Origin of the sequence: Bradyrhizobium sp. (genome assembly GCF_035309285.1) — a bacterium.
GTDB lineage: Bacteria > Pseudomonadota > Alphaproteobacteria > Rhizobiales > Xanthobacteraceae > Bradyrhizobium.
Genome location: NZ_DATGFH010000075.1, coordinates 98,161 through 120,496 on the forward strand (window position 1 = coordinate 98,161; position 22,336 = coordinate 120,496).

A 22,336-nucleotide genomic window follows, 5' to 3' on the forward strand; every position below is an offset into this window, starting at 1 on the left:
GCGCATCAGACTCTTTAGAGCGCCGTCACGAGGGCCGCGCTTTCATCCAGCATGGGCAAAATCGAGTCTCGGGGCTTGGGCGGAAGCATCAGGACGACCCGATCAACGCCGGCGTCACGGTAGCGTTTCAGCACCTCTAAGTCTCGGGGCGCCCCGAAGACGTTGAAGGAGAGCGACGCGGGATCGCGGCCAGCGTCCTTTGCCATTTGACGGAATTGCGGCAGCACCTCGAGCGGATCCAGCGCGCGCCCGCCGATCGGAATCCAGCCGTCGCCGTAGGCGATCGCCCGTCTTGCTGCGTGGGGGAATGCGCCCCCGACAACGATGGGCGGGTGAGGTTTTTGAACCGGTTTGGGCCACTGCATCATGGGTTCGAACTTGACGAATTCGCCGTCGAATGCCGCCGTCGACTGCGTCCAGATTTGCTTCATCGCCTGGATCCGCTCACGCATCAGCTTGAAGCGGGTTGCAAACGCAGTGCCGTGATTGGCCATCTCCTCCTCGTTCCAACCCCCGCCAACGCCGAAAATGAACCGGCCCGAGGAAAGCTGGTCGACGGTCGATACCTCCTTGGCGGTGTGGATTGGATCACGCTCGACGACAAGACAGATTCCTGTCGCAAGCTTGATGGTTTTCGTCACCGCGGCGGCAGCAGCTAGCGAGACGAACGGATCGTAGCTATCGTAATAGTACTTCGGCAGCTCAGCGCCGCCGGGCCACGGCGATTTGCGACTGGTGGGAATGTGACTGTGCTCCGGCAACCACAATGACTCGTAACCTCGCGCCTCCGCCGCCACGGCAAGGTCATGCGGTGGAATCGAGTAGTCCGTCGGAAACATCGTAAGCCCGACATGCATGTTCAGTGCTCCTCGGTCGCGGCCAGCGCTCCATCGCACGCGCCCGCACGTGGTGGTCGTACTCATAAGGGGCGAACCAATGTCCTTCTCAACTCTATCAGAGAGATGAGCGGACGTACGGCTGTTTGTCGCAACGCTGGCCCTCATCGCAGCGACGGCTTGTCGAGCTTCGCGCATTGGGCGGGATTACAGGATCTCGGAGTGCAACGATCGGGACTTACGCCATTACGGTCGCAACAGTCTCTAGGCTTGACCATCATAGTCGGCCTCGTCAGCGCCCACGGACAGGTTGCCCCAGCTCGTCACCCGCTCCAGGCGGACCGCAATGACGGGCGCTTCGGCGATCTGCATCGCCGCCAACTGGCGGTACCGAGACCGCAGCAGCTCCTGCGCGCGATCGTGCTCGGTCCCGGCGCGCAGGATCTCAGCCCGTCCGCGCAACATCACCCAGCCAAGCCGGGTCCAGTCTTCGTCGTACCGATCAACCACGATAGCGACCATCGGGTTGCGCTCGATATTGCGGACGCGCTTGAGTGCTGGTCCAGCCACGCGCTTCGGCTTCTCGTCGATGGTGATGTAAAGGGTGCCTTGCGAAATCGTAAAGCACACCGGCACGACGTGCGGAATCGCCCGGCTATCGGCCGTGGCAAGATGCCCGACCCGTCGCGTCAATAGGAACCTGCGCTCGTGGTCTGACAGCACGTGATGGTCCGCCGCGCGATGACTGTCAATCGCGCCGATACTGCACGGCTTGGCTCGACTTCGCCACACAGATGCGCGGTTGCTCGTAGGGCCGTGAGCGCCGGATCGGAGCGCCTCGATCGGTTGAGCGCTCGATTTCGATTGCCCACTCTTCGGCACCGCGCCGTCGGATGAACGTGTTCGCGACGTGCTCGTTTTTCCTCCTGACCTGAACGCGCCAGCTCCCCGACTTCAGCTTCGTAAGGCCTCCTCGAGTCCGCCTCTCAAAACGCATCGAGTAGATCAGGGCTGAGTTAGCACGCAATACGCGAAAACCGAAATCGAGTTTTGCAAACGGTCCAGAAGTGGCTGGAATTAGCCGGATTGGATTGGGGGTGGTTTGCAAAACCAGGTGAGGAAAATCAAATAGGTAGCCCAGAAATCGTTGTGCTACCGTTACACCATTCCCCATTGGATTTTCCGAACAAATTCAATTGGTTAAGGAATAGTCCGGGCGGCTGCGATGCGCTGTGAAGCGCAAATCAGGGCCTCCGCGCCGACCTTCTACTCGCTCCCTGCCGACCTTGGCAAGCGTGACGGGCGCGGAGGCGGATAAGCTGACGGCAGCCGCCCAGATCGGGTTGTCTGAGAGAACTGACGCGCTTGGAGACCATTGGATGAAAGTCAGGACGATCCTCGGGCTAATTGGCGCAGCCGCGATTGCGCTTGGGCTTGCGACCAGCGCGTTGGCCGAGGACAAGGTCGTCAAGATCGGCGCCGTGTTTCCGATGAGTGGCGGCTCCGCGGCGATCGGTACCCATGTCAAGGCCGCGTTCGATGTGGTGCTCGACATCGTCAACAACGCCCATCCCGAACTCGGCAATCTGCCACTCGCCAGGAACGCAGGCCTCGCCGGCCTCGGCGGCGCAAAGGTCGAGATCGTCTACGCCGACAACGAGGGCAGCCCCGCGGTTGGGCAGAACCAGACGCTGCGCCTGATCACGGAAGAGAAGGTGGTCGCGCTCACCGGCGCCTATCAGTCCGGGATCACGCTGACATCGAGCGCGGTCGCCGAGAAGCACGGCATACCCTACGTCAACGGCGAGTCGATTGCGGCCAACCTCACCGAGCGTGGCTTCAAATGGTTCTTCCGCACCACGCCGCTCGCCTCCGACTTCGCAAAGGTGTTCTCGGATTTCCTGACCGACATGAAGGCCCAGGGCGCCAAGGTTGACAGCATCGCGCTGGTGCACGACAACACCGAATACGGCACCTCGGTCGCCAACGCCATCACCTCTACCTTCAAGGACAACGGCCTTGGCGTTCCGCTTGACGTGGCCTATCGGTGGAATGGGACCGACGTGCAGAGCCAGGTGCTGCAGCTCAAGGAGAAGAAGCCCGACGTCGTCGTGATGATCTCCTATACCCCGGACGCGATCCTGTTCGCCAAGACCATGCAGGCCCAGGACTACAAGCCCGGCATCCTGCTCGCCGACGATGGCGGCTATTCCGACCCCGATTTCATCAAGGCAGCAGGCAAAATTTCGCAAGGCGTCTTCAACCGTTCGTCCTTTAGCCCTGGGCCTGCCGGCTCGCCGACCGCGATCATCGCCGACATGTACAAGACGAAGAGCGGCGTCGAGATGGACGACACGGTGGCGCGCGAGATGCAGGGTCTCTTCGTGCTGCTCGATGCCATCGACCGCGCCGGCTCGACCGAGCCTGCGAAGATCCAGGCGGCGCTGAAAGCAACCGACCTCAAGGCGGATCAGCTTGTGATCGGCTATAACGGCGTCAAGTTCGACGACAAGGGCCAGAACATCCTGGCCTCGGGCCGTATCATCCAGCTCCAGGACGGCGAGAACTATGTCGATGTCTGGCCGAAGGAGGGCGCGAAAAAAGCGCCGATGCTGCCGTACAAGGGCTGGTAGTCGCGCGGGCTCCATGTCGGCGGCGAGCGGGAGATGTTCGCGTTGGCGGTGCGTTGATGAGCCACTACACCATCACTGCGCCGCCGGCGACGTCAAAAACGATCCCCGTGATCCACGCTGCGCGATTGGAGGCGAGGTACAGCGCAGCCTCGGCAACATCATCAGGATCGCCAAGGCGAGAGAGGGGATGTTGCTCAGCCATGTTGTGTTGCACGGTTGGCTGGACCGTAGGCGAGATCGATCTGGCCTGATTCGACGAATTGCCCCGTGGGGGTCTCCGTCACCGCAACATGGATGTACTGAATCGGCGATCCGAGCGACTCATGCACCGCCCTGGTAAGCTCAAGCGCCAAGTTTCGTTTCTTTTCGGCGGATAGTCCCGACTGAATGTTGCACTGGATGTACGGCATGTCTTGCTCCCTTGACGAACGCGATTGGCAGTAGGTGCTGTCGCTCTTCGCGTTCAGTTCGAACGTTGTTTCAGCGCGGCTTCGCCGGCGAGGTCCTCGCCGTTAGGTCCCGCGACATAGTCGGGAAGCAGCTCACCGCCTTCCATGAATTGATTCCCCGCATGCTCGCGGATTAGGATGAGGATCGAGCTTGTCGGCGCGCCGGTGACGCGACTAACCACGGCGTTGATCTTATCAAATAGCTGCCGCTTTTGCGCTTCGCTGCGGCCGCGACGAATGTCACATTGGATGAATGGCATGATCTTTTCCCTCTGACAGCGAACCACGTAAAGCGAGACGGTCAAAATCAGTCGTTTCGGTTGATGTCGGCTCCTTTCGTCTCGTCGAGAAAAAGCGCGGCTACCAGGAACGATACGGCGGCGATGATGATGGGGTACCAGAGGCCAGCGTACATATCGCCTTTGGCAGCAACAATCGCGAAGACAGAGGCCGGAAGGAATCCACCAAACCAACCGTTGCCGACGTGGTAAGGCAACGACATGGATGTGTAACGGATGCGCGCGGGAAACATTTCGACAAGAACTGCGGCAAGCGGCGCATAAACCATCACGCCGAAGGTCATCAGGGCGATCAACGTGAGGATCGTCATCGGTATGTTGACCTTCGCCGGGTCCGGCTTGTTCGGGTATCCCTTGTCCCGCAGCGCGCTTTCGGCAGCATGATGAAGGTCGGCGAGGATCGCGCCGAGGCCACTCAACACACTGCGATGTTGCGGTCGCAATCTGGTGCCAACGCTTTCAGATACTTCCACTATGAGAGAGAAGTTCGCCGCCGCAGCGTTCAGTCGCGCTACGTCAGCCCCAGCGTACCGACTCAGAGGTGCGAGCTGGAGGAATGATCGCAATGCGCTGCGGAGCTCTAACACCTTCTCATGATCGCTGCGGCTGAGCCTAACGCCCTTCTCCAGGAGGCCCCGACCGCGCATCCACGCCTCAAGCGCCTCGACCGTTGCGAGCTTATCCCCAGCCCTGTGTGGCGCGCCACCTTCTGCGAAGCGACGCAGATCAAGCGAGTTCGCGAACTCATACAGCAGCGCAAACTCCGCGGGAACCGGCGGTAGTCTTCGGGCGACAGACATGCAACACGATTATCATGACTTTGGTGGTTGACACAAGAGACACCACTTAATAATTTATACTGGTGACGACAACGAAAGGATGTTAAGGATGTTGTCGTGATACATCAGCCATGATGATTAACCACAGCAGGTGCTGAGATCATCCCCGGATTTGCAGCAAGTGGTCGAAGCGCCAGTTCGCGACTGCGGTTGGCATGCGAGACTTAAACACGACGAAATATGGAGATTGGCGATGACGACGCGAAGCACTGCATCAACTGCTCCTAAAGCCAGCGGTAGCGAACCCACCCTGAAATACGTGCAGGCCAACGGAGTGCGGTTTGCCTACCTGGAACAGGGGGCCGGGCCTCTCGTCATTTTCATGCATGGCTTTCCTGACAACGCCTGGACGTATCGAAAGCAACTGCAAGTCTTCGCGGATGCGGGATATCGCGCGGTGTCACCGTTCTTGCGTGGCTATGCGCCGACCGCGATACCCGCTGATGGAAGGTTCGATCCCGTCACGCTGGGCAAGGATCTCGAAGCGCTCATCGCGGCGCTGAGCGACGACGGACAGGCATGTGTCGCTGGGATGGATTGGGGCGGCACGGCGATCTGGCAAGCGCTGGCCACGGCGCCATCGGCGATCAAGGCCGCCGTGGTCATGAACACCGCGCACCCGATCGCAATTGTGAAAAACTGGCAGAGTCCAGATCACATTCGATCCATCTTCCATGTGTTTTATTTCCAGATGCCTGGCGTTGAATCCCGGGTCAATACCGAGGGACTTCCCTGGGTCGATTATCTCTGGAAGCTGTGGTCACCTACACTCAAGAATGACGAGCATATCCGTTCGGTCAAGGAGACGCTCAGCTCTCCTGGTAGCATGGCGGCAGCGCTCAAATACTATGGAGGCCTGAGCGATGGGATACGTTCGGGCCTGCCGATGAACGAGATGCATACGCCGACGCTGACAATTTATGGCAGCAGCGATTTTACGGCGAAGCACGCGGAACCGGTTAAGCCTCTCTTCAAGGGGCCATATAAGAATATTATGCTGCCCGACGTCTGGCACTTCGCTCATCTCGAGCGTGAAACCGAAGTCACCGGTCTGATCATGGACTGGTTCAAGACGCACGCCCCTAACTGAACGCACCAACGTCTTCAGGGTTCTCTGACCAGGAGTGCGTGCGATGGACACCAAGACACAGGAGCAATACGCCGAGACGTTTCACGGTCTTCACAAGAGAGGAGATCCGCTCATCCTGTTCAATGCCTGGGACGTTGCCACCGCCAAAGCCATCGCGAAGACTTTTCCGGGCCGTCGCGACCAGCAGCGGGGCGGTCGCGTCCATGCCGCGATCGGCGGGTTCGGATGCCGGCGTCCGCCTCGAGACGAAGCCGCGCCTACTTGATCTTGTCGTACGCCGCAGCGAAGTCGGTCAGCGGCAGCGGGATCGTGATGGTTTCCTTGCCGAGATTCTGGAACGAGATCTTGAGCTGCTTGCCCGTCCGCAGCGCGGCGAGGAGATCAGGGGCGACAGGCAGGTTGGCGTAGCAGCCGCGCTGTTCGCAGGTCTGGATCTGCAGATCGACGACCTTGCCTTCATCGACCTGGAGCTTGGCGCCGACCGGCAGGTTGAGTCCGAGCGGCAGTTGCACCAGCGCGACCGGCTTGTGGGTGTCGCTGGCGACGCGGATATTGACCAGCACGATGAGCTGGCCGGTCTTGGTCAGCACCGCGGTTTCCTCGACCGCGCATTCCAGCGGCGCCGCGCGGCTGGCGGAAGCGCAGCGCGGGACCCAGCCGGGCTGCTGCGGTGCTCCGTTAGCCTGAGGCTCGGTCGATTGCGCAGGCGCTGTCGGCGTGGCCTGCGCGTGCTTGGCGAGCGGCGCGGCCTTGGCCCTCGGCGTCTGCGCCGAAACCTGGCTCGGGCCGCATAGCAAGATGACAGCAGCAAGGACTATAAAGCTGGCAATGATTTTCACGCGACCGCTCCCACTCGCATGATCCGGAAAAGTGTGTAGCGGTTTTCCGAAGAGATCATGCGCAAATAAGAAGCCAAGGCGCGATGACCTCTCCTTAAGGTCAACGCGCTTTGGCGACGCCTTCCGATGCGGCGGCAAGGGAACAAAGTCAAGTCACCCTGCGGCTACTCGGCGGCTTCCTGGACGCGGCGCTCGTCATCGTGCCCGTCGTCAGCCCTGGAGCGGCCCCACCGGGTAAAGGCATTGGAGAGCTTGTCGAGATAGAGATAGACCACCGGCGTCGTGAACAGCGTCAGCGCCTGGCTGACCAAGAGGCCGCCGACCATGGCATAACCGAGCGGCTGGCGGATTTCCGCACCAGTGCCGGTGCCGAGCATCAGCGGCACGCCGCCCAGCAGAGCAGCCATCGTCGTCATCATAATGGGGCGGAAGCGCAACAGCGCCGCCTTCCGGATCGATTGCTCCGGCGTCAGATGCTCGTCGCGCTCGGCCGCGATCGCGAAGTCGACCATCATGATGCCGTTCTTCTTCACGATGCCGATCAAAAGGATAATGCCGATCAGTGCGATCAGGCTGAAATCATAGCCGAAGGCCATCAGGATCGCGAGCGCGCCGACGCCGGCCGAGGGCAGCGTGGACAGAATGGTGATGGGGTGGATGTAGCTTTCGTAGAGGATGCCGAGGATCAGGTAGACCACTACGAGCGCCGCGATGATCAGGAGCGGCACCGTGCCGAGCGATTGCTGGAACGCTTGCGCGGTGCCCTGGAAGCTTGAATTGAGCGTCGCCGGCGCGCCGAGGTCGCTCATCGCCTTCTGCACCGCGCCGGTCGCTTGTCCCAGCGCCACGCCCTGGGCGAGGTTGAAGCTGATGGTGATCGCAGGAAACTGGCCCTGGTGACTGATCGAGAGCGGGCGGACCGGATCGCTGGTCCAGGTCGCAAAGGTCGACAGCGGCACCTCATCGCCGGTTGTCGGCGACTTCACGTAGATCTTGTCGAGCGCGTCGAGGCTGCCCTGCAGCTGCGGCAGGATCTCCAGGATCACGTGATAGCTGTTGAGCTGGGTGAAGTATTGCGTGACCTGGCGCTGGCCGAAGGCGTCATAGAGCGTGTCGTCGATGAGCTGCGGAGTGATGCCGTAGCGCGAGGCGGTGTCGCGGTTGATCTTCAGCTCCAGCGTGGTGCCCTGGGTCTGCTGGTCGGTGGCGACGTCGCGCAATTCCGGCAGCGTCTGCATCTTTTCAAGAATCTTCGGCGCCCATTCGTTGAGCTCGGCGAGGTTGGCGTCCTGCAGCGTGAACTCGAACTGGGTGCGGGTGGGACGCCCGCCGAGGCGCACGTCTTGCGCCGCCTGCATATAGAGGCGAGCGCCTTCGATCTTCGCGAGCTTCGGCCGCAGCCGTGCGATGATCTGCTGGGCGGATGCCTTGCGTTGATCGCGCGGCTTCAGGGTGATGAACAGATTGCCGTTGTTGCCGGCGCGACCACTTCCGCCGATCGCCATCGCGACGGTGGCCACATCGGGATCCTCCATGACAATCTTGCTGAGCGCCTCCTGACGGCTCTTCATCGCTTCGAAGGAGATGTCCTGCGAGGCTTCCGAGGTCGCGGTGATCAGACCGACGTCCTGTTGCGGGAAAAATCCCTTCGGGATCAGGACAAACAGGTAGACCGACAAAGCGAGGGTCGCGAAGAAGATCAACAGCGTGGTGCGTTTCCAGCTCAGCGCCAGGTCGAGGACGTGCTCGTAGCTGCGCAGCAGCGCGTCGAAGCCGCGCTCGCTCAATTGATAGAGCCGGCCGTGCCGGGTGTCGTGATGCGAGCGCAGGAAGCGCGAGGCCATCATCGGCGTCAGCGTCAGCGACACGAACATGGAAACGAAGATGGTCATCGCCAGCACGATCGCGAACTCGCGGAACAGCCGGCCGATGATGCCGCCCATCAACAGGAGCGGAATCAGAACCGCGACCAGCGAGACACTGATCGAGACGATGGTGAACCCGATTTCGCTCGCGCCCTTGAAGGCGGCGGCCAGCGGACGTTCGCCCTCCTCGATGTAGCGCGATATGTTCTCCAGCATCACGATGGCGTCGTCGACCACGAAGCCGACCGCGATCGTCAGCGCCATCAGCGAGAGATTGTCGAGCGTATAGCCGAACACCCACATCAGCGCGCAGGCGCCGAGGAGCGCGAGCGGCACTGTCACCGCCGGGATCACCGTCGCCCAGAAGCTGCGCAGGAAGATGAAGATCACCGTGACCACGAGGAAAATGGTCACGAGCAGCGTGAATTGCACATCCGTCACGGCCGCGCGGATGGTCTGGGTCCGGTCGGACATGATCTGGACGTGGATCGCCTGCGGAATCCCGGCCACCAGCCGCGGCAGCAGCGATTTGACTTTGTCGACGGTGTCGATGACGTTGGCGCCCGGCTGCTTGAACACCACCAGGAAAACGCCGCGCTTGCCGTTGGCCCAGGCGGCCTGCTTGGCGTCTTCGGGACCCGCCACCGCATGCCCGATGTCACCGATGCGCAATGGGGCGCCGTTACGGTAGGCGACGATCACGTTGTTCCACTTGTCGGCGTCGGGCAACTGGTCGTTGGCGTAGATCGTATAGGCCCGCCTCGCGCCGTCGATGTTGCCCTTCGGACTGTCGACGGTGCTCAGTGCAATCTGGTTTCGGACATCCTCGAGCGACAGGCCCTTGGCGACGAGCTTGGCCGGATCGACCTGGATGCGGATCGAGGGTTTCTGCTGGCCGGCGATGAAGACCTGGGCGACGCCGGAAATCTGGCTGATCTGCTGGGCGAGGTTGGTGTCGGCTACGTCACTGACCGTGGTCAGCGGCAAAGCCTCCGACGTTGCCGACAGAATCAGGATCGGCGCATCCGCCGGGTTGACCTTGCGGTAGGTCGGCGGGGACGGCAGGTTTTTCGGGAGTTGCCCGCTGGCGGCGTTGATCGCGCCCTGCACGTCATTGGCGGCGCCATCGATATTCCGATTGAGATCGAACTGGATCGTCACGGAGGCCGTGCCGAGATAGCTCGTCGAGGTCATCTGCGCGATGCCTGGGATCTGCGCGAACTGCCGCTCCAGCGGCTGGGCCACGGAGGAGGCCATCGTCTCGGGGCTCGCGCCCGGCAGGGTCGCGGTGATCTGGATGGTCGGGAAGTCGACCTGCGGCAGCGGCGCGACGGGCAGTTGCGGATAGGCGACAAGACCGACGAAAAGGATACCCGCCATCAACAGCGAGGTGCCGATGGGAAAGCGGATGAAGGGCGCCGAAATGCCTTTGCCTTTGTCGGCGGTTTGGCCGTTCATTCCGGTTTGACCTTGCCTGGCGCCGGAGACGAGCTTGCCACCGCCGTGGTCACCAGCGCACCCGGCTGGACCTTGAACTGCCCGCCCGTGATGACGCGGTCTCCCGGCTTCAATCCTTCTTCGATCACGCTGCGTCCATCGATGGACTGGCTGACTTTGACATTGCGCAGCTCCGCCTTGTTGTCGGAGCCGACCGCGTAGGCATAGAGACCATTGGTGCCGTGCTGAATGGCGTCATCCGGAACCACGGTCGCATCCTTCAACGTCTTCACCAGGAGCCGCGTCGAGACCGACTGGCCCGGCCACAGCGTGTGGTCCTTGTTGTCGAATACCGCCTTCAGCCGGATCGTCCCGCTCGTCGTGTCGACCTGATTGTTGATCACGGCAAGATGGCCTTCCGCGAGCGGCTTCTTGCCGTCGGTCGTGATGGCGATCACCTTCAGCGGCGCCACCTTCTGCGCTTCGCTGATATCAGGCAATTGCTCTTCGGGCGCAGTGAAGATGATGGTAATCGGCTCGATCTGGGTGACGGTGACGATGCCGGTCTGGGTCGCGGCGTTGACGATGTTGCCGACGTCGACCTGACGCAGGCCGACCACGCCGGAGATCGGCGATTTGACCTGGGTGTAGTCGAACTGGGTCTGGGCGTTGGCGATGGCGGCGTCATCCGCCGCGATCTGCGCGGTCAACTGCGCCACGGTCGAGCGCTGGGTGTCGGTCTGCTGGCGCGTGGCGAACTCGCCGAGCTTGGTGTAGCGCTGCAGATCGAGATTGGCGTTGGCGAGGTTGGCCTCGTCCTGGGCCTTCTTGGCCTTGGCCTGGTCGAGCGTCGCCTGGTAGGGGCGGGGGTCGATCTCGGCGAGCAGCTCGCCCTGCTTGACCGTCTGGCCCTCCTGGAAGGCGATCTTGTCGATCTCGCCGTCGACGCGCGTCCGCACAACGACGGTGTTGAAGGCCTGAACCGTGCCAAGGCCGGTCAGATAAACCGGGAACTCCGCCTTTTCCACCTCGGCGATGCTGACGGGAATGGCCGGCCGCTGCGCCGCCGCCTTCTGGGCGGCCTCGCGCTTGGCGATGGCTTCAGGGCCGTAGAACCGGTGCCAAGTGTAATAGCTTCCGCCCGCGACAACCGCGACAAATAGAATCCAGCCGATTGCCCGCGACTTTTTCATAATGACTCACGCGACATGAAAGAGTGTTGGCTGGTCCGAGGTGAAAGAAAAAAGAATGACGGCTCTTCAAATCGGTTCCAGCATCTACACCTATAGTATGCATGCAATTAATGTGTAAACACACTATAACTTGAGAATCCTAAAGAATCCGCAAGGTTGAGGGGACCACCTGAGCTATGTCGCTGGACCTGAAACGCCAGCTTGTCGCGCAGCTCGTGGAGAGCTCGAGGCTCTTGCGCAACTTCATCGACAATCGCGCCAAGGGCCGCGGCACGACGCGCGCGCAATGGATCGTGCTGTTTCGGCTGCGCCAGAAAGAAGGCCTCTCGCAGGTCGATCTTGCCGAGGTGCTCGAGCTGCAGCCGATCTCGCTGGTGCGGCTGCTCGATCGTCTGGTCGAGCAAGGCCTGCTCGAGCGGCGCCACGATCCAAAGGACCGCCGCGCCAACCGCCTGTTCCTGACCGCGAGCGGCAAGCAGCTCGTCGACGATCTCGACAGCCTTCGCGATGCGATCGCGACCGACGTGATGCAGGATCTCTCCAGGGAAGCGATGCAAACCAGCCTTGATGCGCTGCGCGCGATCAAGGATCGCATCAAGGCGCTGTCCGAGCAGAGCGATCGCATCGCGGCGAAATAACGCGCGGCACAACGCTTGATGCGCGACCGAAGACACCTTCAGCGCCAGCCTGGCCGTCACTTTCAGCGGTGGCAAATAGCGCGGACGGCTTCCGTTACGCGGAGAACGGGTTGCGCCAGCAGGTCTGCTAACCCCAGAAATACCTGATCCCGACATAAACCACGACGAGGCCGGCGAAGATCAGCATCACGGGAAGCTGCGGCTTGGCGTTGGGGTTGAAAGGGACCGGGCCTGGCGGCTTGGCGGGGCGGGACGGGGGACGGCGGAAGGCGGTGACGTTGTTCCGCGCAGGCTCGGCCTGCCGTGGGCGCACATCGGGCGGGGTACCGACGCCGCCCATCTCGGAATAATAGGCCTTGTAGAGCAGGATGATGGTGGCTTCGGTAGCCTCCCCCTCCGGCATTTCGCCGAGCAGCTTCTTGTAGCTTGCGAGGAAGGTATGGGCCTCGGCCGGCAGCGCGGAGGCGCCATTGAGCTTGGCCATCATCTTCCAAGTCGCAAAATCCGCGCGTGCCCTCGTATCGGCCCGTCGCGCAATCAGCATATCCGCAGCCTTGACCAAGTGCCCCTCGGGTTCCCTTCGCGCCCCGCCATCAGGCGTTACCGGTTAACAAAAGAATGAAGCGAATGATCGTATCGGTCGCTTTCCGAAGTATGGCAGAGATAACATCAACATTTAGACCGAACTGCGAGCCCGCCAAGGGCAGCAGGATCAAAATCGCTATCAGGATCAACATTCCGAACGGTTCCAGCCGCGCGAGCGGCAGGGCGAGCGGCCGTGGCAGGATACCGACCGCCACGCGCCCGCCATCGAGCGGCGGGATCGGCATCATGTTGAAGACCGCGAGCACGACATTGATGAGGATCGCGTTCCTGAGGTTGTCGAACACCCATTGGGCGTAGTTTTCAGGCGCAAGCGGCAGCAAATGCAGCGCTCCTGCTGCGATCAGCGCCAGCAGGATATTGGTGGCCGGCCCCGCCAGCGCGACCAGGATCATGCCGATCCGCGGTTCGCGCAGGGCGCGGAAATTCACCGGAACCGGCTTGGCGTAGCCGAACAGGAACGGCGAATGGGCGAGCAGCAGCATCGCCGGCAGCATCAAGGTCCCGAACGGATCGATATGCCGGATCGGATTGAAGCTGACCCGGCCAAGATTATAGGCGGTGTCGTCGCCGAGCCGATGCGCGACAAAGCCGTGCGCCGCCTCGTGGAAGGTGATGGCGAAGACCAGCGGCAGCACCCAAACGGAGAAGCCGTAAAGCAAGGGGTTCAAGGGGAGTATCCAGCGGTTCTCGGGTTTTGGAAGGCTAGCATGCTTGGGTCACGAAGGGATGCCTTCCGGGTATTGCGGCAGGGCGTCATCGAACTTGACCCACCCCATCTTTTCCGAAACCCAGATGTGCTCGGTCGGCGCGAAGGCATGCCGGTCGTCGAAGGCGGCCAGCGCCACGCCGGCGACCGAACCATCCCGCCGCCAGGAAAACAGCCGTGTCCCGCAGCGGGTGCAAAACACCCGATCAATCCGCTCGGAGGTCGGGAAGCGCGCCGTCTCGCCCTCGATGGTGAGTGCACGCTGGTCGAACGCCGCGCGGGCAAAGAACGGCGAGCCCATCGCCTTCTGGCAATTGCGGCAATGGCAGATGCGTACATTGATCGGCTCTCCCTCCACCTTGAAGCGGACGGCGCCGCACAGGCAACCACCTTCTCTTATCATCTCGCCTCGCCCTGCCTCTTGGCTCACGCCACGTGCCAGCTCTTGACCTCGCCGACCATATTCCAGTTGAGCTGGTCGAGGTCGTCATCGATCTTTGAATTCTCGCGGCGGGTGTTGGTGAAGGCCGCCCAGCAGAAGCCGCCATGGGTGCGCACGGCAATCGTGGTCGTGCCGGGCAGGGCGCCGGTGTGCCACCAATTGTCGTACTTGTTGATGCAAAAGCCCTTGGCGTAGCCAGGATTGGCCGCGGATGCGGTGGTCATGGTCTGGATGGTCCGGGGTTTCAGGATATTAGGCGGCTTGGCGTAGCCGTCGACATGCATCAGGAACTGCACGATGTCCGCGGGCCGCGCGATCCAGCCACCATGAGAATCCATCCGTCGCACATTCATGCCGTAGGGATCGCCGCCGCCTTGGCCGTAATATTTGACCTCATGGGGCTGGCGGCGCTCGAGCAAATTCCTCCCGATGCTCATGTCGGTGACGCCGCAGCGGCCGAGCACCTCGGCCCGCACATACTCGGCATAGGGCTGGCCGGTCAGCTTCTCGATCACGCGCCCGAGCACGCAATAGCCGAAATTGGAGTAGGCGTAGTGGCGGCCCGGCGGACGATCGAGCGGCCGGTTGGCGAGCGTCCAGGCGATCAGCTCGGCGTGGTTCATCTTTGGATGCGTGAACATGGGGTCGCGGTTGTCGTTGGTCCAGCCGCCGGCGGTGTGCGTCAAGAGATGCTCCAGCGTGATCGCGTCGATCCCGGCGCTAAAGGGCGGCTGCCCGTAGTCGGTGCCGAGGAGGGCGGTGGGGCCGAACACCTTGTCGGGCAATCTGGCGTGGCCCTGCTCGATCAGGGAGAAGATCGCGGCCGAGGTGATCATCTTGGTGACGCTGGCGATGCGGAAGCGATGCGCGGGCGTTGCCGCCTCGTTGCTCTCGCGGTCGGCGAGCCCAAAGGCGTCCTTGTGCACGATCGTGCCGGCATAGCCGACGGCAAATGACAGCGCGGGAACGTCATATTTCGTCATGAAGGCCCGCGCCAGCCGCGCCATCGCGGCGCGTTCCGGTGCCGTCGGCTCATCAACCGCTGCCGGATGCGGGGCGAGCTGCGCGAGCGCGGAGCCGGGCGACAACGCAGGCAACGCGCAAGCGCCCGCCGCAAGCTTGAAAAAGTCTCGGCGCGGCAATGTCATGGTGTGATGCCCCTAAAAGCCCTCTCAAGCGAGGGCGCCCCTCGGCCGGATGATCGCACCTGATCATACCGCGCGTATGACGCAGCGCGGAACCCGTAATGCGCGATCATCCAGTGGATCGCAATCTCTCGAACGAGCCGCTTCGGTGTGCTAGCCAATAGCGATCCATGTTCAAATGGCTCAAAGCACTGCTGTTCGGGATCTGGGGGCTGCTGCTGATCCCTCTCGTCGGCACGACTCTTGAAAGATGGCTCGCGGCAAATGTCTTCACCGAGCCCAATGCGCTCGCCGCGGCCATTTCGGATCATCTCGTCGCAGTCGGTGAACAGCCCTGGTTCAAATTCGCGTTGGTCTTCATGACCGGGCTCGTGATCGGCGTTTCCCTGGAAATGTCGGTCCGAAGGGCAGGCGAACGAAGGGCCTTCGAGCTCCGTAGTCTCGGCTACAGATTTCGCAGCCTCTCTGATGGGCTCAAGACCCGAACCGCTCCGCCGGGATGGCCGGACAACGCGCGCGATCTGAGGCCTGCCATCATGTCCGTCCTGATCGCCGCGCGGAAATTCGAGGTGTGGGTTCCTGGCGAGCGCGTCTACGAGTTGCCGGACGCCTCATTCCTTTGTGAGTATTTCAGCAGCGTCGGAAGGCTCCTGGAGAACGGAAATCTCGACGAGGCGAGGGGCGAGGCGCTGTCCTGGAGACCATTTCTCGACAGGGCAAAAGCAAAGCCCTCCTAATCTTCACGTCCCAGAGCGTTTACTCACAAGCGAGCCTACAGATGCAAGACAATGCCGGCATTGAGGAGCCTTTTTGCCTCAAGCGACATCTGTCGGGGGCAAGGCGCAAAGGCGGCGATAAGCCTCAAGCAATTAAGCAAGTCCAAGCCGGGTCAAGAGACGACATTCCAAATCGTCCCCCGCGCGTCCGCCTTGCCCTCGAAAGCCAACCATCCGGAGCACATGTCCTAAAGCGTGATGAAGTTAGATTGGATCTGGCGACACTCGGAGGTCTGCACCTCTCCCAACGGGAGAGGTCGATTTGCGCAGCAAATCGGGTGAGCGGTTAAGGTCCATCATGAGAGCAAAGGCCCCTCACCCGGATTGCTTCGCAATCCGACCTCTCCCCACCGGGGAGAGGTGAACCAAAGTTCGCGGCAAGCCGATTCAACCAAAACTCATCACGCCCTAGTACGTCGCGCGTCCACCGGAGATGTCGAACACCGCTCCGGTCGAGAACGAGCAGTCCTCCGACGAAAGCCACGCCACCATCGCGGCCAGTTCCTCGACCAGCACGAAGCGGTTCTTCGGAATCTTCGACAGCATGAAGTCGATGTGCTGCTGGGTGAGCTGGTCGAAGATCGCGGTCTTGGCCGCAGCCGGCGTCACCGCGTTGACCATGATGTCGTGCGCAGCCAGCTCCTTGCCGAGCGATTTGGTCAGCGCAATCAGCCCGGCCTTGGAGGCCGAGTAATGCGCGGCGTTGGGATTGCCTTCCTTACCGGCGATCGAGGCGATGTTGACGATGCGGCCATATTTCTGGCCAATCATGGTCGGCACGATCGCCCTGCAGCAGATGAAGGGGCCGTCAAGATTGATGCGCAGCACCCTGCGCCATTCGTCGAGATCAGTGTCCCACACCGTCTTGTTGATCCCGGCAATGCCGGCATTGTTGACGAGGATATCGATCCTGCCGAACGCCTTCAGCGTCGCGTCGCGCGTGGCCTCGACCGCCGCGGCGTCGCTGACGTCGACCTTGAACGGCGAGACGGCGTTACCGATTTCCTTGGCCGTCTTTTCGGCGAGCGCGTGGTCGAAATCCCAGATCGCGACCTTCGCGCCGGATTCGACGAAGCGCTCGGTAATGGCGCGGCCGAAACCCTGCGCGCCACCGGTGACGACGGCGATTCTGCCGTTGAGATCGATCTTGTTCTTGGCCATGATTCTTAGTCCCGAACCGAATTGTTTGTCGTGGTCATTCCGGGGCGATGCGAAGCATCGAACCCGGAATCTCGAGGTTCTCAGATGTGCAATTGCACATCAGAGTTCGCGCGTGCCGCGCGCCCCGGAACGACGTCAAAGCGTCCAACCGCCGTCGATGACATGCGCGACACCGGTCGTGAACGCGCTCTCGTCGCTGGCGAGGTAGAGTGCGAGCGCAGCGATCTCTTCCGCGGTGCCGAGGCGGCCCATCGGCTGGCGCGACACGAACATCTCGCGCCCGCCGGGACCGGCGGCTGCCGCGCGCTGCAGCATCGACGGGGTCTCGATGGTGCCGGGACAAATACAGTTGCAACGGATGCGCTGACTGACGAAATCGCAGGCGACCGAACGCGTGAGCGCCGCGACCGCGGCCTTGGTTGCGCCATAGACGTAGCGGTTCGGCGCAGCCTTCACCACGCCCGCGGCCGAAGCGATATTCACGATCGAGCCGCCGCCGCCTTCCAGCATCAGGGGCAGGAACGCGCGGATCGTGCGGTGCATCGATTTGACGTTGAGGTCGAAGGAAAAGTCGAAGTCCTCGTCGGAGCAGTCGAGGATTGTGCCGTTGTGCACGAAGCCCGCGGCATTGAGCAGGACATCGACCTTGCCGACCCGCTTCGCCATGGCGGCGACCGCGGCACTGTCGCGCGCATCGAGCCTTGCGACCTCGGCAACTCCTTCGCTCCTGAGCGTGACGAGCCCTTTTTCATCGACATCGGTCGCGAACACGCTTGCGCCCTCGCGCGCGAAGGCAACCGCACAGGCGCGGCCGATGCCGGCGGCAGCCGCGGTCACGAACGCGCGTTTGCCCTTGAGGCGGTCTGACATACTTATCTTCCCTCAATTTCTCGGAATGTTCCTCGGTGTCATACGCGGGCTTGACCCGCGTATCCATCTTTTGAAGAGCGATGGATTGCCGGGTCAAGCCCGGCAATGACAGTCGGGAGGGTCAGTGATTATCCCGCGCCACGCCGAACTTGCTGGCGATGTCCTGGTAGCGCGTCGCGAGCTCCATGCAGGCGCCGGTTGAATGCTGGCCCACAGTGGTTCGATAGAGCTCCTGCCACGGCGTCTGATTGACCGGGTGGGGGAAGCCGCCCTTGGCCTTCAGCTCGGCATGGCGCTGCTCGATCTCGGCATCGCTGATCAGGATGTTGGCAGAGCCCTTGTTGAGGTCGATGCGGACCTTGTCGCCGGTCCTGAGGATCGCAAGCCCGCCATTGGCGGCCGCTTCCGGCGAGGCATTGAGGATCGAGGGCGAGCCCGAGGTGCCGGACTGGCGGCCGTCGCCGATGCAGGGCAGCGACAAGATCCCGCGTTTGATCAGTGCCGCCGGCGGCTGCATGTTCACGACCTCGGCGCCGCCGGGATAGCCGATCGGCCCGGTGCCGCGAATAAAGAGCATGCAATGCTCGTCGATCTTCAGCGCTGGATCGTCGATCCGCTCGTGATAATCCTCCGGTCCCTCGAACACGATGGCACGGCCCTCGAAGGCATTCGGGTCCTTCGGGTTGCTCAGATAGCGATCGCGAAACTCCTTCGAGATCACGCTGGTCTTCATGATCGCGGAATCGAAGAGATTGCCGCGCAGCACCAGGAAGCCCGCATCCTTCACCAAGGGCTTGTCGTAGCTCCAGATCACGTCGCCGTCGGGCTTGGGCGCCTCGCGGCAATTCTCGCCCATGGTCTTGCCGTTGACAGTGATGGCGTCCTCATGGATGCGCTTGTGCTTCATCAACTCGCGCACCACAGCCGGCACGCCGCCGGCTCGGTGATATTCCTCGCCAAGATAGAAGCCGGCCGGCTGCATGTTGACGAGGAGGGGCACGTCGTGGCCGTGCTTCTGCCAGTCGTCGATCTTGAGCTCCACGCCGATATGGCGGGCCAGCGCGTTGATATGGATCGGCGCATTGGTCGAGCCGCCGATCGCGGAATTGATCACGATGCAGTTCTCGAACGCCTTGCGGGTCAGGATGTCCGAGGGCTTCAAGTCTTTCCAGACCATCTCGACGATGCGCTTGCCGGTCTCGTAGGCGATCTGGCCGCGCTCGCGATAGGGCGCGGGGATCGCGGCACAGCCCGGCAGTGACATGCCGAGCGCCTCGGCGAGCGAGTTCATGGTCGAGGCCGTGCCCATGGTGTTGCAATGGCCGACCGACGGCGCCGACGAGGCGACGATCTCGATGAATTGGTCGTAGTCGATTTCACCCGCGGCCAGCCGCTCGCGCGACTTCCAGACGATGGTTCCGGAGCCGGCGCGCTGGCCCTCATGCCAGCCATTGAGCATCGGGCCGCCCGACAGCACGATCGCCGGAAGGTTGACGGTCGCGGCTGCCATCAGGCAGGCCGGCGTGGTCTTGTCGCAGCCGGTCGTCAGCACGACGCCGTCGAGCGGATAGCCGTACAGGATCTCGACGAGGCCGAGATAAGCGAGGTTGCGGTCAAGTGCTGCGGTCGGGCGTTTTCCGGTTTCCTGGATCGGATGAGTCGGAAACTCCATCGCGATGCCGCCGGCCTCGCGAATGCCTTCACGGACGCGGTGGGCAAGTTCGAGATGGTGGCGGTTGCACGGCGACAGGTCGTTGCCGGTCTGGGCGATGCCGATGATCGGCTTGCCCGACTGCAGCTCCTGCCGGGTCAGGCCGAAGTTGAGGTAGCGCTCCAGATAGAGCGCGGTCATGCCCGGGTTGGTGGGATCATCGAACCATTCGCTGGAGCGGAGCTTGCGGATCTTGCCGCTGCTTCCGGCATCGTGCCCGTTGGATTGGGGTTTCTTCATTGCTTTCTCCCGCCGTGCAAAACTCGCCTTCAGGCCCGTTTTGGGGCTCTGATGTCTCATCTCGTGTCTACCTTGCGCGCGACCTCGCGCAAACCCGGCGATGCGCGCCAGCCGGGCGGTCGGACCTTAGTTGAAGAAGCTTGGTTGCGCTATCATTTTGTCCTTTTCGTCATTGCTCGCGATGTCGTGACATCGCGACGACTTTAAATTCGTCGCGTCGAGCTCTGCCGCTTGATGATGCTGTATCCGAGGTCGACGACCGGCTGCTCGGGCCGTCTGCCGTCGAGTGCTTCCATCACCATGGTCGCGGCGTTCTTGCCCATCTCATAACGGTTGGTCCGCACGCTGGTCAGCGTGGGAACACTGGATGACATGAATTCGAGATCGTTGAAGCCGACGATGGCCATCTGCTGCGGAACCGACATGTGCCGGCGCTTGCATTCGAACAGCGCTCCCAGCGCAAGGTCGTCGTTGACGCAAAACACCGCTTCGATATCGGGCGCCTTGGCGAGCAGGTCGGCGAACAGCGCACCGCCCAGCGTCACCGAGGTCGGCACCGCCGTGGTCACGATCAGCCGCGGATCGAACAGGCCCGCTTTGCTCATGGCAGCCTGATACCCTTCGAGCCTGCGCTGCACCCTTGGATCCATGCGCGCCCCGAGGAAACCGATCTGCCCGTATCCCTGTTCGAGCAGGTGGGAAATCGCGGCGTTTGCCGCATCAAAATGCGAAAAGCCGATCATCATGTCGACCGGCGCGGGGCCGATCTCCATGATCTGGACCACCGGGCAATCCACCTGTTCCAGGATCGCGCGCGACTCGGCGGTTTGATTGACCCCCGTCACGATCAGTCCGGCCGGCTTCTGTGCCAAAAAGAGACGGAGCAGCGTTTCTTCCTGCAGGATGCTGTAATGCGTATTGGCGAGCTGGATCGAGTAGCGGCTGCCGTCGAGCGCGTCGTAGATCCCGCGCAGCACGTCCGAAAACACGTTGTTGGTGAGCGAGGGAATCAGAACGGCGATCACCTCCGTGCGCTGCGAGGCCAGCGCACGCGCGGCAAGATTGGGCACATAGCCCAGTTCCTTCGCGGCACTCTCGACACGCACGCGCTTTCCCGCCGATACCGCTTCCGGGTTTCGAAAGAAGCGCGACGCCGTTATCGGGCTGACACCGGCGAGCTTGGCGACCTCGGTGAGCCTGATCTTGCCGGGTTTCGCGGGTTTTCGTCCCATCCGCCGCTGATATCACAGAAAGCCGCCGGAACAAGGTCATGTTGACAGCGCTACCAGCCGATTGCTAATCGAACGATTGCCAAAACCGTATAAACTGCCGACAATAACAACCTGTTCGGCCGGGCTTCGCCTTGAAGGCGGACGTCCGAGGAAGCAAGAACACGAAAAATGGCTGGAACTGTCAGGCGGTCGCGGTACTCGTCGTGCGTCGCCGGGAAATTTTTCAGGAGGAAAGTGGATGTCGTCGGTCCAGATTCGCGACGTGCGCAAATCATTCGGTAGTTTTGAAGTCCTGCACGGCGTGTCCATACCGATCGAGGATGGCGAATTCGTCGTGCTGGTCGGGCCATCGGGCTGCGGCAAATCGACCTTGCTCAGGATGCTCGCGGGGCTGGAAAACATCACCTCAGGGACGATTTCGATCGGCGACCGCGTCGTCAACAATGTCCAGCCCAAGGAGCGGGACATTGCGATGGTTTTCCAGAATTACGCGCTGTACCCGCATATGACGGTCGCCGACAACATGGGCTTCTCGCTGAAGCTGCGCGGTGCCAGGGCCGACGAGATTAAGAAGGGCGTGGCGCGCGCCGCCGAGATTCTGGCGCTGACGCCACTGCTCGACCGCTATCCCCGCCAGCTCTCCGGCGGCCAGCGTCAGCGCGTGGCGATGGGACGCGCCATTGTCCGCGATCCCCAGGTGTTCCTGTTCGACGAGCCCCTGTCCAACCTCGATGCCAAGCTGCGCGTGGCCATGCGCACCGAGATCAAGGAGCTGCACCAGCGGCTCAAGACCACTATCGTCTACGTCACCCACGACCAGATCGAGGCCATGACCATGGCCGACAAGATCGTGGTGATGCATGACGGCATCGTGGAGCAGATCGGCTCGCCGCTCGAGCTCTACGACAAACCCGACAACCAGTTTGTTGCCGGCTTCATCGGCTCGCCCGCGATGAACTTCATCAAGGGCAAGGTGGCGGTGAACGGTGTGGCAGCCTTCGAAGCCCCGAACGGCGTCAAGCTGCCGCTGAAATCGGCGCCGGCCAGTTCCGACGGCAGGCCCGCGGTCTACGGCGTGCGGCCCGAGCATTTCACGATCGCCGATGACGGCGCCGAGGCCGAGATCGTCGTGGTCGAGCCGACCGGCTCGGAAACGCAGGTTTTTGCCAAGCTCGGCGGCGAGCAGGTCGTCGCGGTGTTCCGCGAGCGTCACATGTTCAATCCGGGCGACAAGGTCCGGCTCAAGCCGGATCCCGGGCTGGTCCATCTGTTCGACGAAGCAAGCGGCAAACGGCTCAACGCGTAACAAGTCAAACTAAAACAAGAGTC

General features: G+C 62.0%; 22 protein-coding genes and 2 pseudogenes. 5 read left to right on the top strand and 19 right to left on the bottom strand.

All coding sequences use genetic code 11. The features are described 5' to 3' along the window. Positions 1–14 precede the first annotated feature (14 nt). Both VKR55_RS15025 and VKR55_RS15030 read right to left on the bottom strand, forming a co-directional pair. Positions 15–857 (bottom strand): LLM class F420-dependent oxidoreductase, encoded by an 843-nt coding sequence (locus VKR55_RS15025; protein WP_324404686.1) that lies wholly within the window; start codon positions 855–857, stop codon positions 15–17. 243 nt (positions 858–1,100) lie between these two features. Further along, positions 1,101–1,559: a TIGR03668 family PPOX class F420-dependent oxidoreductase gene (locus VKR55_RS15030; protein ID WP_324404687.1), complete on the bottom strand. Its 459-nt coding sequence runs from the start codon at positions 1,557–1,559 to the stop codon at positions 1,101–1,103. Between the two features lie 656 nt (positions 1,560–2,215). On the opposite strand from VKR55_RS15030, the gene VKR55_RS15035 reads away from it, so the two are divergent. Further along, a complete protein-coding gene (locus VKR55_RS15035) occupies positions 2,216–3,469 on the top strand; it encodes an ABC transporter substrate-binding protein (protein ID WP_324404688.1) in 1,254 nt (417 codons plus the stop codon). Positions 3,470–3,533: 64 nt separating this feature from the next. Here the strand turns inward: VKR55_RS15035 and VKR55_RS15040 are convergent, their stop codons facing one another. The 5 genes and pseudogenes from VKR55_RS15040 to VKR55_RS15060 form a co-directional block, all read right to left on the bottom strand. Next, positions 3,534–3,671, bottom strand: coding sequence for an SDR family oxidoreductase (locus VKR55_RS15040; protein ID WP_324404689.1), 138 nt, complete (start codon positions 3,669–3,671; stop codon positions 3,534–3,536). Continuing rightward, positions 3,664–3,879, bottom strand: coding sequence for a tautomerase family protein (locus tag VKR55_RS15045; protein WP_324404690.1), 216 nt, complete (start codon positions 3,877–3,879; stop codon positions 3,664–3,666). Before VKR55_RS15045 ends, VKR55_RS15040 begins: the two co-directional genes overlap by 8 nt. Positions 3,880–3,932: 53 nt before the next feature. Continuing rightward, on the bottom strand, positions 3,933–4,223 hold the full coding sequence (locus VKR55_RS15050) for a tautomerase family protein (RefSeq protein ID WP_324404691.1): 291 nt from the start codon (positions 4,221–4,223) through the stop codon (positions 3,933–3,935). A gap of 2 nt (positions 4,224–4,225) precedes the next feature. Next, a pseudogene (locus tag VKR55_RS15055) lies at positions 4,226–4,552 on the bottom strand (MFS transporter); the annotation flags it as partial. Between the two features lie 63 nt (positions 4,553–4,615). Next, positions 4,616–5,017: pseudogene (locus VKR55_RS15060) on the bottom strand (ABATE domain-containing protein); the annotation flags it as partial. Between the two features lie 232 nt (positions 5,018–5,249). Here VKR55_RS15060 and VKR55_RS15065 point away from each other — a divergent pair. Next, the gene (locus tag VKR55_RS15065; RefSeq protein WP_324404692.1) at positions 5,250–6,146 is read left to right on the top strand and encodes an alpha/beta fold hydrolase; all 897 of its coding nucleotides are present in this window, start codon (positions 5,250–5,252) and stop codon (positions 6,144–6,146) included. Here VKR55_RS15065 and VKR55_RS15070 read toward each other — a convergent pair. The 4 genes from VKR55_RS15070 to VKR55_RS15085 form a co-directional block, all read right to left on the bottom strand. Then, positions 6,139–6,351: a hypothetical protein gene (locus VKR55_RS15070; protein ID WP_324404693.1), complete on the bottom strand. Its 213-nt coding sequence runs from the start codon at positions 6,349–6,351 to the stop codon at positions 6,139–6,141. The genes VKR55_RS15065 and VKR55_RS15070 overlap by 8 nt on opposite strands. Positions 6,352–6,403: 52 nt before the next feature. After that, positions 6,404–6,985 carry an invasion associated locus B family protein gene (locus VKR55_RS15075; RefSeq protein ID WP_414642380.1) on the bottom strand — a complete coding sequence of 194 codons (582 nt, stop codon included), beginning with the start codon at positions 6,983–6,985 and terminating at the stop codon, positions 6,404–6,406. Between the two features lie 164 nt (positions 6,986–7,149). After that, on the bottom strand, positions 7,150–10,308 hold the full coding sequence (locus VKR55_RS15080; protein ID WP_324404694.1) for an efflux RND transporter permease subunit: 3,159 nt from the start codon (positions 10,306–10,308) through the stop codon (positions 7,150–7,152). After that, positions 10,305–11,480 (bottom strand): efflux RND transporter periplasmic adaptor subunit, encoded by a 1,176-nt coding sequence (locus tag VKR55_RS15085; RefSeq protein WP_324404695.1) that lies wholly within the window; start codon positions 11,478–11,480, stop codon positions 10,305–10,307. The genes VKR55_RS15080 and VKR55_RS15085 overlap by 4 nt, the downstream gene beginning before the upstream one ends. Before the next feature lie 176 nt (positions 11,481–11,656). On the opposite strand from VKR55_RS15085, the gene VKR55_RS15090 reads away from it, so the two are divergent. Next, a complete protein-coding gene (locus VKR55_RS15090) occupies positions 11,657–12,118 on the top strand; it encodes a MarR family winged helix-turn-helix transcriptional regulator (protein ID WP_324404696.1) in 462 nt (153 codons plus the stop codon). 127 nt (positions 12,119–12,245) lie between these two features. Here VKR55_RS15090 and VKR55_RS15095 read toward each other — a convergent pair whose 3' ends face one another. The 4 genes from VKR55_RS15095 to VKR55_RS15110 are packed head-to-tail and all read right to left on the bottom strand — an operon-like array spanning position 12,246 to position 15,020. After that, on the bottom strand, positions 12,246–12,662 hold the full coding sequence (locus VKR55_RS15095; protein ID WP_324404744.1) for a hypothetical protein: 417 nt from the start codon (positions 12,660–12,662) through the stop codon (positions 12,246–12,248). A 49-nt stretch (positions 12,663–12,711) separates the two neighbouring features. Further along, positions 12,712–13,392, bottom strand: coding sequence for a site-2 protease family protein (locus VKR55_RS15100; protein ID WP_324404697.1), 681 nt, complete (start codon positions 13,390–13,392; stop codon positions 12,712–12,714). A gap of 48 nt (positions 13,393–13,440) precedes the next feature. Then, positions 13,441–13,833, bottom strand: a complete 393-nt coding sequence (locus VKR55_RS15105; RefSeq protein WP_324404698.1) for a GFA family protein — start codon at positions 13,831–13,833, stop codon at positions 13,441–13,443. Between the two features lie 23 nt (positions 13,834–13,856). Then, positions 13,857–15,020, bottom strand: coding sequence for a serine hydrolase domain-containing protein (locus tag VKR55_RS15110; protein ID WP_324404699.1), 1,164 nt, complete (start codon positions 15,018–15,020; stop codon positions 13,857–13,859). Between the two features lie 167 nt (positions 15,021–15,187). On the opposite strand from VKR55_RS15110, the gene VKR55_RS15115 reads away from it, so the two are divergent. After that, positions 15,188–15,754 (top strand): hypothetical protein, encoded by a 567-nt coding sequence (locus VKR55_RS15115; RefSeq protein ID WP_324404700.1) that lies wholly within the window; start codon positions 15,188–15,190, stop codon positions 15,752–15,754. Positions 15,755–16,201: 447 nt separating this feature from the next. Here the strand turns inward: VKR55_RS15115 and VKR55_RS15120 are convergent, their stop codons facing one another. The 4 genes from VKR55_RS15120 to gntR form a co-directional block, all read right to left on the bottom strand. Further along, entirely contained in the window at positions 16,202–16,954 is a 753-nt protein-coding gene (locus VKR55_RS15120) for an SDR family NAD(P)-dependent oxidoreductase (protein ID WP_324404701.1), read from the bottom strand. Between the two features lie 135 nt (positions 16,955–17,089). Continuing rightward, positions 17,090–17,824, bottom strand: coding sequence for an SDR family oxidoreductase (locus VKR55_RS15125; RefSeq protein ID WP_324404702.1), 735 nt, complete (start codon positions 17,822–17,824; stop codon positions 17,090–17,092). Between the two features lie 121 nt (positions 17,825–17,945). Further along, positions 17,946–19,775, bottom strand: coding sequence for an IlvD/Edd family dehydratase (locus VKR55_RS15130; protein WP_324404703.1), 1,830 nt, complete (start codon positions 19,773–19,775; stop codon positions 17,946–17,948). Between the two features lie 203 nt (positions 19,776–19,978). Then, on the bottom strand, positions 19,979–21,007 hold the full coding sequence (gntR, locus tag VKR55_RS15135) for an HTH-type transcriptional regulator GntR (RefSeq protein ID WP_324404704.1): 1,029 nt from the start codon (positions 21,005–21,007) through the stop codon (positions 19,979–19,981). A gap of 238 nt (positions 21,008–21,245) precedes the next feature. Between gntR and VKR55_RS15140 the strand changes: the two genes are divergently transcribed. Continuing rightward, entirely contained in the window at positions 21,246–22,313 is a 1,068-nt protein-coding gene (locus VKR55_RS15140) for an ABC transporter ATP-binding protein (RefSeq protein ID WP_324404705.1), read from the top strand. Positions 22,314–22,336 lie beyond the last annotated feature (23 nt).

Coding starts and splice junctions, on each gene's coding strand:
- VKR55_RS15085 (WP_324404695.1), bottom strand. CDS start 11,480: ATGAAAAAGTCGCGGGCAATCGGCTGGATTCTATTTGTCGCGGTTGTC.
- VKR55_RS15035 (WP_324404688.1), top strand. CDS start 2,216: ATGAAAGTCAGGACGATCCTCGGGCTAATTGGCGCAGCCGCGATTGCG.
- VKR55_RS15110 (WP_324404699.1), bottom strand. CDS start 15,020: ATGACATTGCCGCGCCGAGACTTTTTCAAGCTTGCGGCGGGCGCTTGC.
- VKR55_RS15095 (WP_324404744.1), bottom strand. CDS start 12,662: ATGCTGATTGCGCGACGGGCCGATACGAGGGCACGCGCGGATTTTGCG.
- VKR55_RS15125 (WP_324404702.1), bottom strand. CDS start 17,824: ATGTCAGACCGCCTCAAGGGCAAACGCGCGTTCGTGACCGCGGCTGCC.
- VKR55_RS15070 (WP_324404693.1), bottom strand. CDS start 6,351: ATGGACGCGACCGCCCCGCTGCTGGTCGCGACGGCCCGGAAAAGTCTT.
- VKR55_RS15090 (WP_324404696.1), top strand. CDS start 11,657: ATGTCGCTGGACCTGAAACGCCAGCTTGTCGCGCAGCTCGTGGAGAGC.
- gntR (WP_324404704.1), bottom strand. CDS start 21,007: ATGGGACGAAAACCCGCGAAACCCGGCAAGATCAGGCTCACCGAGGTC.
- VKR55_RS15040 (WP_324404689.1), bottom strand. CDS start 3,671: ATGGCTGAGCAACATCCCCTCTCTCGCCTTGGCGATCCTGATGATGTT.
- VKR55_RS15080 (WP_324404694.1), bottom strand. CDS start 10,308: ATGAACGGCCAAACCGCCGACAAAGGCAAAGGCATTTCGGCGCCCTTC.
- VKR55_RS15045 (WP_324404690.1), bottom strand. CDS start 3,879: ATGCCGTACATCCAGTGCAACATTCAGTCGGGACTATCCGCCGAAAAG.
- VKR55_RS15120 (WP_324404701.1), bottom strand. CDS start 16,954: ATGGCCAAGAACAAGATCGATCTCAACGGCAGAATCGCCGTCGTCACC.
- VKR55_RS15065 (WP_324404692.1), top strand. CDS start 5,250: ATGACGACGCGAAGCACTGCATCAACTGCTCCTAAAGCCAGCGGTAGC.
- VKR55_RS15130 (WP_324404703.1), bottom strand. CDS start 19,775: ATGAAGAAACCCCAATCCAACGGGCACGATGCCGGAAGCAGCGGCAAG.
- VKR55_RS15140 (WP_324404705.1), top strand. CDS start 21,246: ATGTCGTCGGTCCAGATTCGCGACGTGCGCAAATCATTCGGTAGTTTT.
- VKR55_RS15105 (WP_324404698.1), bottom strand. CDS start 13,833: ATGATAAGAGAAGGTGGTTGCCTGTGCGGCGCCGTCCGCTTCAAGGTG.
- VKR55_RS15115 (WP_324404700.1), top strand. CDS start 15,188: ATGTTCAAATGGCTCAAAGCACTGCTGTTCGGGATCTGGGGGCTGCTG.
- VKR55_RS15025 (WP_324404686.1), bottom strand. CDS start 857: ATGCATGTCGGGCTTACGATGTTTCCGACGGACTACTCGATTCCACCG.